The sequence below is a fragment of the Streptomyces sp. NPDC047886 genome (assembly GCF_043204435.1).
In the GTDB taxonomy this organism is placed as follows: Bacteria; Actinomycetota; Actinomycetes; order Streptomycetales; family Streptomycetaceae; genus Streptomyces.
On the sequence record NZ_JBIDCF010000001.1, the window covers coordinates 139516 to 155985 of the forward strand.

At 71.3% G+C, this 16470-nt stretch carries 13 protein-coding genes; all 13 read right to left on the minus strand.

Translation table 11 applies throughout. The annotated features are described in order from the left end of the window. Positions 1-59 precede the first annotated feature (59 nt). The 13 genes from ACGF5U_RS00675 to uvrC all read right to left on the minus strand — a co-directional run bounded on the left by ACGF5U_RS00675 (position 60) and on the right by uvrC (position 16317). A complete protein-coding gene (locus tag ACGF5U_RS00675) occupies positions 60-1610 on the minus strand; it encodes a PH domain-containing protein (RefSeq protein WP_392714209.1) in 1551 nt (516 codons plus the stop codon). Then, positions 1607-2107, minus strand: coding sequence for a PH domain-containing protein (locus ACGF5U_RS00680; protein WP_392714207.1), 501 nt, complete (start codon positions 2105-2107; stop codon positions 1607-1609). Before ACGF5U_RS00680 ends, ACGF5U_RS00675 begins: the two co-directional genes overlap by 4 nt. Before the next feature lie 6 nt (positions 2108-2113). After that, complete coding sequence (gene pgi / locus ACGF5U_RS00685; RefSeq protein ID WP_392714205.1) at positions 2114-3775, minus strand: glucose-6-phosphate isomerase; 1662 nt, start codon at positions 3773-3775, stop codon at positions 2114-2116. Between the two features lie 168 nt (positions 3776-3943). Beyond that, positions 3944-4279 carry an RNA polymerase-binding protein RbpA gene (locus ACGF5U_RS00690; RefSeq protein ID WP_003957010.1) on the minus strand — a complete coding sequence of 112 codons (336 nt, stop codon included), beginning with the start codon at positions 4277-4279 and terminating at the stop codon, positions 3944-3946. Positions 4280-4384: 105 nt separating this feature from the next. Continuing rightward, a complete protein-coding gene (gene secG / locus ACGF5U_RS00695) occupies positions 4385-4615 on the minus strand; it encodes a preprotein translocase subunit SecG (protein WP_392714414.1) in 231 nt (76 codons plus the stop codon). Between the two features lie 162 nt (positions 4616-4777). After that, positions 4778-5554, minus strand: a complete 777-nt coding sequence (gene tpiA, locus ACGF5U_RS00700; RefSeq protein ID WP_392714203.1) for a triose-phosphate isomerase — start codon at positions 5552-5554, stop codon at positions 4778-4780. A 5-nt stretch (positions 5555-5559) separates the two neighbouring features. Then, positions 5560-6771 (minus strand): phosphoglycerate kinase, encoded by a 1212-nt coding sequence (locus tag ACGF5U_RS00705; protein WP_392714201.1) that lies wholly within the window; start codon positions 6769-6771, stop codon positions 5560-5562. Positions 6772-6886: 115 nt separating this feature from the next. Next, positions 6887-7891, minus strand: a complete 1005-nt coding sequence (gap, locus tag ACGF5U_RS00710; protein WP_392714199.1) for a type I glyceraldehyde-3-phosphate dehydrogenase — start codon at positions 7889-7891, stop codon at positions 6887-6889. A gap of 204 nt (positions 7892-8095) precedes the next feature. Then, the gene (locus ACGF5U_RS00715; RefSeq protein WP_392714197.1) at positions 8096-11050 is read right to left on the minus strand and encodes a M14 family zinc carboxypeptidase; all 2955 of its coding nucleotides are present in this window, start codon (positions 11048-11050) and stop codon (positions 8096-8098) included. A gap of 171 nt (positions 11051-11221) precedes the next feature. Further along, positions 11222-12211 (minus strand): DNA-binding protein WhiA, encoded by a 990-nt coding sequence (gene whiA / locus ACGF5U_RS00720; protein WP_392714195.1) that lies wholly within the window; start codon positions 12209-12211, stop codon positions 11222-11224. Further along, on the minus strand, positions 12202-13254 hold the full coding sequence (gene yvcK, locus ACGF5U_RS00725; RefSeq protein WP_392714193.1) for a uridine diphosphate-N-acetylglucosamine-binding protein YvcK: 1053 nt from the start codon (positions 13252-13254) through the stop codon (positions 12202-12204). The genes whiA and yvcK overlap by 10 nt, the downstream gene beginning before the upstream one ends. Beyond that, complete coding sequence (gene rapZ / locus ACGF5U_RS00730; protein ID WP_392714191.1) at positions 13251-14267, minus strand: RNase adapter RapZ; 1017 nt, start codon at positions 14265-14267, stop codon at positions 13251-13253. The genes yvcK and rapZ overlap by 4 nt, the downstream gene beginning before the upstream one ends. Next, positions 14260-16317 carry an excinuclease ABC subunit UvrC gene (gene uvrC, locus ACGF5U_RS00735; RefSeq protein ID WP_392714189.1) on the minus strand — a complete coding sequence of 686 codons (2058 nt, stop codon included), beginning with the start codon at positions 16315-16317 and terminating at the stop codon, positions 14260-14262. Before uvrC ends, rapZ begins: the two co-directional genes overlap by 8 nt. Between the last annotated feature and the right edge of the window lie 153 nt (positions 16318-16470).

The window sequence follows — 16470 nt, forward strand, 5'->3', positions numbered from 1 at the left end:
GGCCTTCGCCGTACCGCCTGCCCGGCGGCACCGGGCCTTCGCCGCAGCCCCGGCCGGCGTCAGGTCCGGTCGAGCTCCAGGAACGGTTCCAGCAGGCCGGGGACGGCGGCGGCCGCGAAGCCGAGGCCCTCGCCGCCGTCGGCGTCGTACACGTGGTAGGCGCCGTCGCCCGCCGCCGTCGTCGCCGTCAGGGTGATGAGGCCCGCGCGGCGCTGGAAGTACGACTGCTTGACCGTCCAGCCGATCACGCCGCCGCGCTGGAGCGCCACGGTGGTCCGGCGCACCGTACCGGAGCGGGCGACCAGGTAGGCGCCGCCGATGCCGTGGCCCAGGTTCCGGTACGCGTCGAGGGCGAGGCCCACCGCGAGCGGCACCAGCACCAGTCCGGTCACCAGGGCCGCGTACCGCAGCGCCGCCACGTCGAGCACGGCGCCGAGGAGCGCGAGGACCAGGACGGGGGGCAGCGCGGCGCCCAGGGACCAGCGCAGTCGCCGGGTGCGGGCGGCGGCCGGGTGGCGGGTGAGCGGGGCGCCCGTCGGCGAGGCGGGTTCCCGCAGGATGTGCGCCGCCACGCCGTCGGCGACGGCCCGGGGCACGGCGGGCAGCAGGGTCTTGTGGGTGGCGTGCTTGTCGTCGTTCTCCTGGACGAGCCCGGTGGCGACCGCGTCGACCCGGGCGGCCCGGCACAGCCGGACGCCGATCGGCTCGACGAGCTCCACGCCGCGCAGCCGCCGTTCCTCGATGGACAGCGAGCGGGCGGTGAACAGGCCGCGCCGGACCCGGAGGGTGCCGCCTGGTTCGCGCTCCAGCCGGTAGTTCCACCACATCTCGACCCACAGGCCCAGTGCGCCGACGACTCCGGTGAGCAGCGCGGCTCCGGCGACGACCACCACGAGCCAGATCAGCGGGGTCTCCCGGAAGCGGTCCCCTATCCAGTCGATGACCCGGCCCTGCGCGCCGAACCAGTCGCTTATCTGCATGACCGCTCCGACGGCCGCGCCGCCCAGCAGCGGGACCACGAACGACACCGGTGCGTAGCGGATCCAGAGCGGGTCGAGGACGGCGAGTTCGCCCTCGCGGTGGTCGCCGTCGGCCGTCTGCCGCGGCCGGGCGAGGAGGACCCGGCGGAGCCGTTCGCCCTCGGCGCGGGTGACCGGGTCGAGTTCCAGGGTGGATTCGCCGCCGCCGGTGTTCTCGCCCGTGCCGATGCGGACCTTCACCAGTCCCAGGACGCGCAGGAGGAGGTTGGCCGTCAGGTCGACGCTGCGGATCCGCTCGCGGGCCAGGGAGCGGCGTTTGACGAGCAGCAGCCCGGTGTGGAGTTCGGCCCGTTCGGCGCCGATCCGGTAGCGGGTCCTGCGCCACCGTACGTAGTCGGCTCCGGCGCCGCCGCCGATCAGCAGGAGGGCCCCTGCGGCCACCACGAGCAGCGCCTGCCATACGGCCATGGTGCCGGCCAGGCCCAGGAACGCCGGTACCGCGCCACCCGCCGCGACACCGGCCATGACCAGTGCGCTGACGAGGATCGTCCGCCGGTCAAGCCGCCGCCACTCCGCCTCCGCCGGGGCGGTGGTGTTCGCCGCCGCGCTCTGTGGCGGGACGGCGCTCACGTGGCGTCCCCGGGTGTGTCGCGGGTGATCCGGGTGAGCCGCTCGGCGAGGCCGGCCGCCAGCTCGTGATCGAGGCCCGCGATGGTGACGGCGCCCTTGGCGGACGCGGTGGTGACGGTGACCGTGGCGAGCCGGAACGCCTGCTCCAGCGGGCCCCGTACGGTGTCCACGGTCTGGATCCGGGACATCGGCGCGATCCGCCACTCCTGCCAGAAGAACCCGGTACGGACGTAGACGGCGTCGTCCGTGACCTCCCAGCGGTGGACCCGGTACCACCAGCGGGGGAAGAACGCGGTGCAGCCGAGACCGAGCACGGTGACGGCCGCCGCGGCGGCCAGCAGCCAGCCCCTGGCGGGTTCGAGGAACCCGGCCAGGACCGTCAGCACGAGCACGGGCACCACGGTGAGCAGCAGCCACTGCGTCCGCCACCAGTTGACGGCCCGTTCGTTCAGCGTGTTGTTCGGCGGCCTCAGTCGCACCGCGTCCTCCCCCGTCATGGCCTTCTACCGCCCCCGCAGCGTCCGGTACGCGTCGGTCAGCGTGGCGGTCGAGCTGTCCAGCCCCTCACCGCCGGTTCCTTCGGTGAGCACCGGTTCGATCCGCTTGGCGAGGACCTTGCCGAGCTCGACGCCCCACTGGTCGAACGAGTCGATGTTCCAGATCGCTCCCTGGACGAAGACCTTGTGCTCGTACAGGGCGATCAGCTGGCCGAGGACGGACGGGGTCAGTTCGTCGGCGAGGATCGTGGTGGTGGGGTGGTTGCCGCGGAACGTCTTGTGCGGCACCAGCTCCTCGGGCACGCCCTCGGCCCGTACCTCGTCCGGGGTCTTGCCGAAGGCGAGCGCCTGGGTCTGCGCGAAGAAGTTCGCCATCAGCAGGTCGTGCTGGGGGACGAGGCCGGGCAGCAGGTCGTCGACGGGCTTGGCGAAGCCGATGAAGTCGGCGGGGATGACCTTGGTGCCCTGGTGGATCAGCTGGTAGTAGGCGTGCTGGCCGTTGGTGCCGGGGGTGCCCCAGACGACCGGTCCCGTCTGCCACTCGACGGGGTTGCCGTCGCGGTCCACGGACTTGCCGTTGGACTCCATGTCGAGCTGCTGGAGGTACGCCGTGAACTTGGACAGGTAGTGCGAGTACGGCAGGACGGCGTGCGACTGGGCGTCGAAGAAGGCGCCGTACCAGACGCCGAGCAGGCCGAGCAGCAGCGGCGCGTTCTCCTCCGCCGGAGCGGTGCGGAAGTGCTCGTCCATCAGCCGGAAGCCGTCGAGCATCTCGCGGAAGCGCTGCGGGCCGATGGCGATCATCAGGGAGAGCCCGATGGCCGAGTCGTAGGAGTAGCGGCCGCCGACCCAGTCCCAGAACTCGAACATGTTGGCCGTGTCGATACCGAAGTCGGCGACCTTGTCGGCGTTGGTGGACAGCGCCACGAAGTGCTTGGCCACGGCCTCCTGGCCGGCCTTCAGCTCGGTGAGCAGCCAGTCGCGGGCGGACGTGGCGTTGGTGATGGTCTCGATGGTGGTGAAGGTCTTGGACGCGATGATGAAGAGCGTCTCGGCCGCGTCGAGGTCGCGGATCGCCTCGTGCAGGTCGGCGCCGTCCACGTTCGAGACGAAACGGAACGTCAGGTCGCGGCGCGTGTAGGAGCGCAGGACCTCGTACGCCATCGCCGGTCCGAGGTCGGAACCGCCGATGCCGATGTTGACGATGTTCTTGATGGGCTTCCCGGTGTGCCCGGTCCACTCCCCGGCCCTGACGCGGTCGGAGAAGGCGCCCATCTTGTCGAGGACGGCGTGCACCTCGGGGACGACGTTCTCGCCGTCGACCTCAATGACGGCGTCGCGCGGCGCGCGCAGGGCCGTGTGCAGGACGGCCCGGTCCTCGGTGGTGTTGATCTTGTCGCCGCGGAACATCGCGTCGCGCAGTTCGGCGACCCCGGTCGCCGAGGCCAGCTCGCGCAGCAGCCCCAGCGTCTCGTCGGTCACGAGCTGCTTGGAGTAGTCCAGATACAGGTCGCCGACCCGCAGGGCGTAGCGGGAGCCGCGCGCCGGGTCGTCTGCGAACAGCTCGCGCAGGTGCGTCCGCCCCAGCCGCTCACGGTGCTCGCCGAGTGCGGACCACTCGGCCATGTGGTGGAGTCTGCCTCGGACTTCTGCGTTCATGTCGGACATCAGCCCACTTCTTCTCGTACCTGCCTGTTGCCCCGCTGCCCCTCCAACCTAATTGATCTGGAGCACTGATACCGACGCGAACAGGACGACCGGTGAGCGGAACCGGGCATGCGAACGGGCCCCGCCGCGAAACCGGTGTTTCGCGGACAGAGCCCGTGATGCGCCTGCTCAGATCTCGCCGCGCAGTTTGGCGAGCGCCTCGGCCAGGATCGCCTCGCCGTCGGCATCGCTGCGCCGCTCCCGTACGTACGCCAGGTGCGTCTTGTACGGCTCGGTGCGCGGCGGGTCCGGCGGGTTGTCCCGGTCCTGGCCCGCCGGGAACCCGCACCGCGGGCAGTCCCAGGTGTCCGGAACCTGTGCGTCGCTGGCGAAGCTCGGCTGCGTCTCGTGCCCGTTCGAGCACCAGAAGGAGATGCGGAGCCGCGGCGCGGATTCGCCCCGCTCGGCCTCCCCCATCGGCCCCGCCCCGACCCGGCTTCCCCGGATCGCGTTGCCACTTGCCACGGTCGTAACTCCCTGCGTGATGGTGCTCGAAGATGCCCCAGTCTACGTAAGGCCCAACGCGCGTCCAGTGATTGGAGTTACACCCCGGGACGCGGAACCGTCGGCTCAGCCTTCCAGCTTGATCAGCAGCCCCACGACGACGATGCAGGCGACCCAGAGCAGACCGACGACCACGGTGATGCGGTCCAGGTTGCGCTCGGCGACCGAGGAGCCGCCGACGGACGACTGCATGCCGCCACCGAACATGTCGGAGAGACCGCCGCCCTTCCCCTTGTGCATCAGCACCAGCAGCATCAGCAGCGCGCTGAAGACGATGAGGGCGATCGAGAACCCCATAACCACGGCTGGACCCTACTTCCTGGCAATTCTCTCGGAACTCTACGGACGACGGGGGCCCGGGCTCGTAAAGCCGGGGCCCCCGCAAGCCTACGACGGATCTGCCCTACCGCATACTCACCGGTTGCTCACCGGCTCTCACCGGCTGTCCGCCGGGGGCGCTCACTGGTCGCGGAAGCGGACGATCTTGACGAATTCGTCGGCGTCCAGTGCGGCACCGCCCACCAGGGCGCCGTCCACATCGGGCTGCGCCATGATCGCGGCGACGTTCGACGCCTTGACGGAGCCGCCGTACTGGATGCGGACCTGGTCGGCCAGCTCCTGGGAGTACAGCTCGGCCAGCCGGCCGCGGATGGCCCCGCAGACCTCCTGGGCGTCGTCCGGCGTGGCGACCTCGCCGGTGCCGATGGCCCACACCGGCTCGTAGGCGATCACGATGGACTCGGCCTGCTCGGCGGGGATGCTCTTCAGGGCGCCGTCGAGCTGCGCGAGGGTGTAGGCGACCTGGTCGCCCGCCTTGCGCACGTCGAGGCCCTCGCCGACGCAGAGGATCGGGGTCAGACCGTGCTTGTAGGCGGCCTTCACCTTCTCGTTGCAGGTCGTGTCGGTCTCGCCGTGGTACTGGCGGCGCTCGGAGTGGCCCACGGCGACGTAGGAGCACTTCAGCTTGGCCAGCATCGCGCCGGAGATCTCGCCGGTGTAGGCGCCGGAGTCATGCGCCGAGATGTCCTGGGCGCCGTACTTGATCTTGAGCTTGTCGCCCTCGACCAGGGTCTGGACGGACCGCAGGTCGGTGAAGGGCGCCAGGACCGCGACCTCGACGGCGTCGTGGTCCTTGTCGGTCAGGGCGAAGGCGAGCTTCTGGACGTGGGCGATGGCCTCGAGGTGGTTGAGGTTCATCTTCCAGTTGCCCGCCATCAGCGGGGTACGGGCAGTCACGGGGTTCAGTCCTCCAGTGCGGCGAGGCCGGGAAGCGTCTTGCCTTCGAGGTACTCGAGGCTCGCGCCGCCGCCGGTCGAGATGTGGCCGAATGCGTTCTCGTCGAAGCCCAGGATCCGGACGGCGGCGGCGGAGTCGCCACCGCCGACGACGGTGAAGGCCGGGGAGTCGACGAGCGCCTGGGCGACGGCCTTGGTGCCCTGGGCGTAGTCGGGGTGCTCGAAGACGCCCATGGGGCCGTTCCAGAAGACGGTGGCCGCGTCGGCGAGCTTCGATGCGTACAGCTTGCGGGTCTCGGGGCCGATGTCCAGGCCCTCCTGGTCTGCCGGGATGGCGTCCGACGCGACCGTGGCGGGGTTGGCCGGGGCCTTGGTCTTCAGGTCCGGGAACTCGGCGGAGACCAGCACGTCGACGGGGAGGACGAACTCCACGCCGCGCTTCTCGGCGCGCTCCAGGTACTCGAGGACGGCCGGGATCTGGTCCTCCTGGAGCAGCGAGATGCCGACCTCGTGGCCCTTGGCCTTGAGGAAGGTGTACGCCATGCCGCCGCCGATGAGGATGCGGTCGGCCTTCTCCAGCAGGTGGTCGATGACGCCCAGCTTGTCGGAGACCTTGGCACCGCCGAGGACAACCACGTACGGGCGCTTGACGTCGTCGGTGAGCTTCTTGAGGACGCCGACCTCGGTGGCGATGAGGCTGCCGACGTAGGCCGGCAGCAGCTTCGGCAGGTCGAAGACCGAGGCGTGCTTGCGGTGCACGGCGCCGAAGCCGTCGCCGACGTACACGTCGGCGAGCGCGGCGAGGCGGGAGGCGAACTCGGCGCGGTCGGCGTCGTCCTTGGACGTCTCGCCGGCGTTGAAGCGGAGGTTCTCGATGACGGCCACCTGGCCGGCCTCCAGGCCGCCGACGACCGCGTGGGCCTCGCTGCCGATGGTGTCGCCTGCGAACGCCACGGGCGAGCCGAGCAGCTCGCCGAGGCGCTCGGCGGCCGGGCGCAGCGAGAAGGCCGGGTCCGGGGCGCCCTTGGGGCGGCCGAGGTGGGAGGCCACGACGACCTTGGCACCGGCCTCGGCGAGGGCCTTGACGGTGGGGAGGACGGCACGGATGCGGCCGTCGTCGGTGATGGTCGTGCCGTCGAGCGGCACGTTGAGGTCGGCGCGGACGAATACCCGCTTACCGTCGACCCCTTGGGCGAGAAGTGCGTCGATCGTCTTCATGTGTACTGAACTCCTTGGAGACCCTGGAGATATCGAGGCAAGCGACAGGGCTCGTACAGCGCGGCGTTGCGCTGCCCGAGCCCTGTGCTCGCATCGAAGTGCCCTGCCCTGGTGCTTAGAGCTGACCGCCGACGAACACGGTGAGGTCGACGAGGCGGTTGGAGTAGCCCCACTCATTGTCGTACCAGCCGACGACCTTGACCTGCTTGCCCTGGACCATGGTCAGGGACGAGTCGAAGGTGCAGGAGGCCGGCCAGTTGACGATGTCCGAGGAGACGATCGGGTCCTCGGTGTACTCCAGGACGCCCTTGAGCTGACCCTCGGCGGCCTTCTGGAAGGCCGTGTTGATCTCGTCCCTGGTGACCTCGCGGTCGAGCTCGAGGACGAGGTCGGTGACGGAGCCGGTGGGGACCGGGACGCGCATGGCGATGCCGTCCAGCTTGCCCTTGAGCTGCGGGAGGACCAGGGCGGTGGCCTTGGCGGCACCGGTCGAGGTCGGGATGATGTTCTCCGCGGCGGCGCGGGCGCGGCGCAGGTCCTTGTGCGGGAAGTCCAGGATGCGCTGGTCGTTGGTGTAGGCGTGGACCGTCGTCATCATGCCCTTGACGATGCCGAAGCTCTCGTCGAGGACCTTCGCCATCGGCGCCACGCAGTTGGTGGTGCAGGAGGCGTTGGAGATGACGTGGTGGTTGGCCGCGTCGTACTTGTCCTGGTTGACGCCCATGACGATGGTGATGTCCTCGCCGGTGGCCGGAGCCGAGATGAGGACCTTCTTGGCGCCGCCGGCGATGTGCTTCTCGGCGTCGGCCTTCTTGGTGAAGATGCCGGTCGACTCGATGACGATGTCGACGCCCAGCTCGCCCCAGGGGATGTCGGCCGGGTTGCGCTCGGAGAGTACCTTGATGGTGTGGCCGTCGACGGTGATGGTGTCGGCGGTGTGGCTGACCTCTGCCTTGAGGCGACCCAGGATGGTGTCGTACTTCAGCAGGTGAGCCGTGGTCGCGGTGTCGCCCAGGTCGTTGACAGCCACGATCTCGATGTCAGCACCCTGCTCCAGCAGCGCGCGGAAGTAGTTACGACCGATGCGGCCAAAGCCGTTGATGCCTACGCGGATCGTCACGAACCGATCTCCTCGTTAGGTACGCCGGGTTTCGACGCCGGCGAGTTGTATGGGATGTCCCCGACCGCTTACGACCCTACCTCTCCCGGGGCGCCGGAGTGACATCGAGCGCACCCGTACGAACCCGACATCGCGCCTACCGGCGAGTAAGGCCGAAGGGGCCCCCGGCCTCACTCCACCGGGCCTCAGGGGGACTACGGAGGGTCAGCGCCGCAGCGCGGCGAGGGCCTTTCCGGTGAGCCGGGCGCGTTCGGCGCGGCTCGTCAGGTGCTCCAGGCCGAAGCCGAGGAGCACGGTGTCCCGCGTGGTGACGGCCGCCCGTGGATGGAGCAGCGCCGGGGAGCGGGCCCAGTCGACGGCGTTCGCGCGGCTGCCGGGCGGAGGCCCGGGCACGGACCAGACGCCGAGGGACGTCTCGAACCCCTCGCTGTCCCGTACGGCGCCGTCGACGACCAGCTCGGCGGCGTCCACGAAGACGCCCACCTCGCCGGCGCCGGGGTCGGTGACGTACGAGACGGACAGCTCGACGCGCTCGCCCGCGTAGCCGCTCAGGTCGACGGCGATCTCGCGCCAGCCGTTGGAGGTGCCGCTGAGGGCGTTCCAGGAGCCGGTGGTGCCGGTGGCCGTGCAGCCGTCGTCGCCGACGGTGAGGTAGCGGGTGAGGGCGGGGTGCCCGGCGGCGTAGAAGCCCTCCGCGCAGTCGTCGGGGAGCCGGGTGGAGGTGTGGCCGTTGAGGTCGGGCAGGGTCGTCCAGTCGTCCCGGCCCTGGGTGCGGGCCTCGATGATCACGTGGTCGTAGCCGGGTTCGGTGTCATGGCTGAGCCGGAACCGCAGGGTGGGCCGGGCCCCCGCGTCGACGCCGGTGAGGTCCGCGGTGCGGGACAGCCGCATCCAGGCGTTGTGGGCGTGCCGGGCGGCGGCGAACGTCTCGCCCTCGTAGGGCTCGTAGGGGGTGCGGACGTCCGGGTAGTCGCCGGCCGCCGCGCTGCGGAACCAGGGGAACCGGTCGGGGGTCAGCGTGTCGGAGGTGACGGTGTAGGCGCCCGCGTGGTCCAGGGGGTTGCCGTCGGCGCCCGCGAGCCCGGCGCGGGCTCCGGCGAGCGGTCCCGCGCCGGCGAAGGCGGGCGGGGACGCGAGCGAGAGGCGGCGGTAGGCGCCGAGGTAGTACTGGGCGAAGTCGTCGGAGAGGGCGCGGCCGATGTTCACCTGGCCGCCGGCCTGCTCACCGGCGTTGATCAGCTTGCCGCCCTCGTTGAGGTAGTCGCGCACGGCGAGCGTGGTCGGGCCGGCCGGCCGCTGGTCGCCGGTGTACCAGACGACGGTCCTGAAGTGGGAGAGGACGGCCAGCGGGTGCGGGGTGCCCCGGGTCGCGGTGTCCCAGACGGCCGCCCGGTGGCCGTTGTCGGCGAGGGCGCCGGTGTACGCGGCGGTGTGGCGCGCGGGGCCGGTGCCGCCCTCCTCGGCGAGGACGAGGACGTCCGCCCGGGGCCGTTCGGCCACGGTGTACGTGAACGGCGTGGAGGAGGTCCGCCTGCCGTCGCGGGTGCGGGCGGTGAACCAGACCTCGACGGTGTCTCCCGGGCGGGCGCCCCTGACCCGCGCGCGGTACTGGTCGAAGTGCAGGTTGTCGTCGCCGCCGTAGGTGCTGCCGCCGCGCCACGGGCTGAGGTCCTCGTCGTGCGTGCGGCCGCCGTTGACGCGGTACTTGAGCTCCTTGTCCCGCAGCGACTTGCGGGCGGTGACGGCGACCTGCTGGGGGCCGCGCGCGTACGAGGTGGTGAAGGCGTCCGGGGTGAGGTCGGGTGCCTCGATGCCGACCGGGGAGACGGGCCGGTCGGGGTGGGCGGCCGACTCGGCGACGGCGAGCGCGAACGGGATGTTCTTGGCGAACTCCTGCTGGATGAGCTTCTCGTCGTCGGGGAACGTGAAGACCGACGCGCAGTCGCCGGGCTCCCAGGCGTCGTCGGGGTCGATCCGGGAGACGGTGGCGCAGGTCGACATCTCGGGGGTGAACATCTGCATCCCGTTGACGTTGGCCGCGTGTCCGTCGGATTCGCCGTTGGTGGTGTAGAGCTCGGAGGAGAGCTGGGGGCGGTAGCCGGGGACCGCCGGAGCGGCGGGGGTTCCGGCGAGCGCCTTCAGGGCGGTGTCGTCCGGGGTCGATGTGGCGACCTGCCAGCCGACGCCGTAGAGGATCAGCTGCGCGGCGGAGTGGTAGTTGACGCCGTACTGGAAGCCGACGCGCTTCTGGAAGGCGTCGAGTGCGCGGGTCTCCGGCTCGGACATCGGGCCGGGGCCGCGGTAGGTCTCACCGGCCGGGTCGGGGGACGAACCCTCGTTGTCGTAGCCCCACTTGTAGGCGAAGTTGCGGTTGAGGTCGACTCCGTCCCCCGGGGCGATCCGCCCGTCGGCGTCGTTGTCGCGGAGGTTCTTGCGCCAGTGGCGGTTGCCGTCGGCGGCGTGCGTGTAGTCGTAGCCGTCGGGGTTGGCGGAGATGACGAACCAGAGTTCGGTGGTGTCGACGATCCTGGTGACCCGGGGGTCCGTGCCGTAGGAGTCGAGGTAGTGGTGGAGCAGCCGCCGTGTCATCTCGGGCGTGATCCACTCGCGGGCGTGCTGGTTGGACAGGTACAGGGTGGCGGGCCTGGTGCCGTCCCGGTGCCTCGTGGCGTCCTTGCTGACCTTGACGGCGAGGATGTCCTGGCCCCTGACGGTCTTGCCGATGCTGACGACCTTCGTCAGGGCGGGGTGCGCGCGGGCCGTCGCGAGGATCTCCTCCTTGAGGCCGCCCTGCCCGCCGTACGGGCGGAACACGCCGTCGCCCGCGGCGGCGACGCGCTGCCTGGCGGTCCCGGCGATGGTGTGGGCGGTGACGTCGACGCCCTTGCCGCGCAGGTGGCGGGCCTGGGCCCGGGTGAGGTAGAGCTCGAGGGTGGCGGTGCCCCGGTCGGGGACGCGCTCGGTGAGTTCGTGCCCGTCCGCGCCCGCTTCGAGGAGCAGGGGCACCTGCTCCCGGGTCACTTCGGCGTGCCAGACGGTGAGGCCGTCGCCGGTTCCGCCGCCGTCGTCGGCGGGCGCGGCCCCGACGGCGGGCGCCGCGATCAGGCTGGTCAAGAGCAGGGAAACAGCGGCGAGGATCGATCTCGCTCTGCGTCTCATGAGCCCCTCTTTGTCGTTGTCTGTCCGGATGCCACCGCGAAACGAACAGACGCCAGGCTCATCACCCTTCATGATCATGTCAAGAGCGTCTCGGGGGCCACACGGCACCGCCCGGCACCCTCGGACCCGAGGATGCCGGGCGGGAAGACCGCTGGTGAGCGCGGACCCGGGTCAGCCGACCAGACCGTCCGCCATCTCCTCGGTCAGGCTGGATTCCGTCCCCGGGATGCCCAGGTCCTGCGCCCGCTTGTCGGCCATGGCCAGCAGCCGCCGGATCCGGCCCGCGACCGCGTCCTTGGTCAGCGGCGGATCGGCGAGCGCGCCCAGCTCCTCCAACGAGGCCTGCTTGTGCTCCATCCGCAGCCGGCCCGCCGCCGCCAGGTGCTCGGGCACCTCCTCGCCGAGGATCTCCAGAGCGCGCTGCACCCGGGCCCCGGCCGCGACCGCGGCACGCGCCGAACGGCGCAGGTTGGCGTCGTCGAAGTTGGCCAGCCGGTTCGCGGTGGCACGGACCTCGCGGCGCATCCGCCGCTCCTCCCAGGCCAGCACCGACTCATGGGCGCCGAGCCGGGTCAGCAGCGCGCCGATCGCGTCGCCGTCCCGTACGACGACCCGGTCCACGCCCCGTACCTCGCGCGCCTTCGCGGCGATGGAGAGCCTACGGGCGGCACCGACCAGGGCGAGGGCCGCCTCGGGCCCGGGGCAGGTCACCTCCAGCGACGAGGAGCGGCCGGGCTCGGTCAGCGAGCCGTGCGCCAGGAAGGCCCCGCGCCAGGCGGCCTCCGCGTCACAGGTGGCCCCCGAGACGACCTGCGGGGGCAGACCCCGGATGGGACGTCCGCGACCGTCGACAAGACCGGTCTGACGGGCCAGCTGGTCGCCGCCCGCCACCACGCGGACCACGAACCGGGAGCCCCGGCGCAGCCCGCCCGGGGCCATCACGATCAGCTCCGAGTTGTGCCCGAAGATCTCCGCGATGTCCCGCTTCAGCCGACGGGCCGCCATCGCGGTGTCCAGCTCCGCCTCGATCACGATCCGGCCGCTCACCAGGTGCAGCCCGCCGGCGAACCGCAGGATCGACGAGACCTCGGACTTTCTGCAGCAGGTCCGGGTGACGGGGAGCCGGGAGATCTCGTCCTTCACCGCTGCCGTCATCGCCATGGGCCGATCCTTCCATGCATCCGAAAAATACGGTCGTACGCGGCGGCCAGCAGCTCCGGGTCGTGCTTCGACGAACCTCCCCCGAGGCCATCGGCCTGGGCGGAAGCCCCACGAAACGCCACCGGGGCGAGCTCGACCGCGGCACCGAGCCGCTTCGCCGCGTCGGCGAGGGACTCGCGGTCGGGCACGGCGGCCTCGTCGGCCAGCACCACGTCCAGGGCGAGTTTAGGGGCGTGTCGCCCCAAAACCTCCAAATGACGCTGCGGAGAGAACCCGGCGGTTTCACCGGGCTGCGGCGCGAGGTTCAGCGACAGCACGCGGCGCGCCTTGGTCTCCACCAGGGCGTCCAGCAGTTCGGGCACCAGCAGGTGCGGGATCACCGACGAGAACCAGGAGCCGGGGCCCAGCACCACCCAGTCGGCGTCCAGCACGGCCGCCACCGCCTCGGGCACGGCCGGCGGGTCGTTCGGCACGAGGTGCACCGACTGCACCTCGCCGGGCGTCAGCGCCACGGTCGCCTGGCCCCGCACCACGTCCACGTCGTCCGGGCGCGCCGGATCGTGGCCCTTGACGAGCGCCTGCAGCTCCAGCGGCACGGCCGACATGGGCAGCACCCTGCCGTGCGCGCCGAGCAGCCGGCCCACCAGGTCGAGCGCCTGCACATGGTCGCCGAGCTGCTCCCACAGGGCGACGATCAGCAGGTTGCCGACGGCGTGCTCGTGCAGGTCGCCCTTGGACTGGAAGCGGTGCTGGATGACCCGGGCCCAGGTCTGGCCCCAGTCGTCGTCCCCGCACAGCGCGGCCAGCGCCTTGCGGAGGTCCCCGGGCGGCAGCACGCCGAGCTCCTCGCGGAGGCGGCCGCTGGAACCGCCGTCGTCGGCGACCGTGACCACGGCCGTCAGGTCGCCGGTGATCCGCCGCAGCGCGGCCAGGGAGGCGGACAGGCCCATGCCCCCGCCGAGGGCGACGACCTTGGGCTGGGTGCCCCGTCTGCGGAGCGTACGGGCGGTCAGCGTGCCCGTACGCCGGCGGTACGGCCTCACTCGCGCCCCATGTCCCGGTGGACGACGACGGTCTCGACCCCTTCCGAGGCGAGCCGGGCGGCGAGCTTCTCGGACATGGCGACGGAGCGGTGCTTGCCGCCCGTGCAGCCGACCGCGATCGTCACGTACCGCTTGCCCTCACGGCGGTAGCCGGCGGCGATCAGCTCCAGCAGCTCCGTGTACCGGTCGAGGAACTCCTTGGCGCCGGGCTGGTTGAAGACGTACCCCGACACCTCCGCGTTGAGCCCGGTGAACGGGCGCAGCTCGGGCACCCAGTGCGGATTGGGCAGGAACCGGCAGTCCACCACCAGGTCGGCGTCGACGGGCAGCCCGTACTTGTAGCCGAACGACATGACCGTGGCCCGCAGCTCCGGCTCCTCGCCCCCGGCGAACTGGGCGTCCATCTTGGCGCGCAGCTCGTGGACGTTCAGGCTGGAGGTGTCGATCACCAGGTCGGCGTCGCCGCGCAGCTCGCGCAGCAGATCACGCTCGGCGGCGATGCCGTCCACGATGCGCCCGTCGCCCTGGAGCGGGTGCGGGCGGCGCACCGACTCGAACCGGCGGACCAGGGCGTCGTCGGACGACTCCAGGAACACGATCCGCCGCGTGACCTGCTTGGCGTCCAGGTCGGCGAGCGACTCCCGCAGGTTGTCGAAGAACTGGCGGCCCCGCACGTCCACGACGACGGCGATCCGCGCCACATTGCCCTGCGAGCGGGCGCCGAGCTCCACCATGGTGGGGATCAGGGCGGGCGGCAGGTTGTCCACGACGAACCAGCCGAGGTCCTCCAGGCACTTGGCGGCGGTGCTGCGCCCGGCGCCGGACATGCCGGAGATGATCACCAGCTCGGGGATGGCCGCCTCGGCGGCCTGGCCGGCCTCGATCGTCGTGCCCGTACTCACGTCTGCTGCTCCGTCTTCTCGCTCTGCCGTGTCCGGTGTGCCCGGTGTGTCCGGTGTGCCGGGTCCATGCGTCTGGTCCGGTCGGTTGGCCGGGCCGGTGTGCTCAGTCATCTCGGGATCCCCCGTCCGTGCGTGGTCCCCGGTCGTCGTCTTCCATGATCTCTCCTGTCGCCGTGTTCACGGCGGGAGCGGCCGGGGCGGCCTCCGCGAGGGCCACGGCCACGGCCTCGGCGGTCTTCCGGCCGAACCCCGGCACCTCACAGATCTGCTCGATTGTCGCCTGCCGCAGCCGCTTCACCGAGCCGAAATGCTTGATCAGCGCCCGTTTGCGGGCGTCGCCCAGACCCGGCACGGCGTCCAGGGGGCTGGTCCTGAGGCGCTTGTGCCGCTTGGTCCGCTGGTAGCGGATGGCGAAGTCGTGGGCCGTGTCACGCACGCGCTGCAGCAGATACAGCCCCTCGCTCGACCGGGGCAGGACGACCGGATCGTCCTCGCCGGGCAGCCAGACCTCCTCCAGCCGCTTGGCGAGACCGCAGACCGCGATGTCGTCGATCCCCAGCTCGTCCAGGGCCCGCTGGGCCGCCGCGACCTGGGGCTGTCCGCCGTCGACCACGATGAGCTGCGGCGGGTACGCGAACTTCCTGGGCCGCCCGCTCTCCTCGGTGAGGTCCGTCTCGCCGTCGGCCGGGACCTCACCCGTCTCGCCGTTCTGGCCGACCCACTCTCCCGTCTTCTCCTTCTCGGCGAGGTAGCGGCGGAACCGGCGGCTGATCACCTCGTGCATGGACCGGACGTCGTCCTGCCCCTCGCCGTGCCACACCTGGGTGTCACCGACCCGGCCCCTGATCTGGAAGCGGCGGTACTCGCTCTTGCGCGGCAGCCCGTCCTCGAAGACGACCATCGACGCGACGACGTCCTCGCCCTGGAGGTGGGAGATGTCGAAGCACTCGATCCGCAGCGGCGCGGTGTCCAGGTCGAGCGCCTCCGCGATCTCCTCCAGCGCGCGGGAGCGGGTGGTCAGATCGCTGGCGCGCTTCGTCTTGTGCAGGACCAGAGCCTGCTGCGCGTTGCGGCCGACCGTCGCCATGAGGTCCTTCTTGTCGCCGCGCTGCGGGATGCGGAGGGACACCTGGGAGCCGCGCCGGTCGCCGAGCCACTGGGTGACGGCGTCCGCGTCCTCGGGGAGGGCGGGGACGAGGACCTCCTTGGGGACGGCGTCCCCGCGCTCCTCGCCGTACAGCTGCTGGAGGGCGTGCTCGACCAGGCCCGCCGTGTCGACGGCCTCGACCTTGTCCGTGACCCAGCCGCGCTGCCCGCGCACCCGGCCGCCCCGGACGTGGAAGATCTGCACGGCCGCTTCGAGTTCGTCCTCGGCGACGGCGATCAGATCGGCGTCGGTGGCGTCGGCGAGGACGACGGCGTTCTTCTCCATGGCGCGCTTGAGGGCGTCTATGTCGTCACGCAGCCGGGCGGCCCGCTCGTACTCCATCTCGTCGGCCGCCGCCGCCATGTCCTTCTCCAGGCGCCGGATGTACGTACCGGTCCGGCCCGCCATGAAGTCGCAGAACTCCTCGGCCAGTTCCTGGTGCTCCTCCGGACCGATCCGGCCGACGCAGGGCGCCGAGCACTTGCCGATGTAGCCCAGCAGGCAGGGGCGGCCGGTACGCGCGGCGTTCTTGAACACGCCGGACGTGCACGTACGGACCGGGAAGACGCGCAGGAGCAGGTCGACGGTCTCGCGGATCGCCCAGGCGTGCGCGTAAGGCCCGAAGTACCGTACGCCCTTCTGCTTGTGGCCGCGCATGACCTGCACGCGCGGGAACTCCTCGCCCAGGGTGACCGCGAGGTAGGGGTAGCTCTTGTCGTCGCGGTACTTGACGTTGAAGCGGGGGTCGAACTCCTTGATCCAGGAGTACTCCAGCTGCAGCGCCTCGACCTCGGTGGAGACGACGGTCCACTCGACGGACGCGGCGGAGGTGACCATCGTGCGCGTACGCGGATGCAGACCCGCCAGGTCCTGGAAGTAGTTCGCCAGCCGCTGGCGCAGCGACTTGGCCTTCCCGACGTAGATCACCCGGCGGTGCTCGTCACGGAACTTGTAGACCCCCGGCGAGTCGGGGATCTGTCCCGGCTTGGGGCGGTAGCTGGAGGGGTCTGCCATGACTCACACCCTACTGGCGACCGGTGACACTCCGGGTGCGAGCGGAAGCCCCGACGGCCGGGAACGGAGCACCTCCGGTGGGGGCGGAGGTGCTCCGCGGCCGGGGCGCCCGTTCGACGCCCCGGCGCCGCCGGCAGGCCGGCAGCGGGTCAG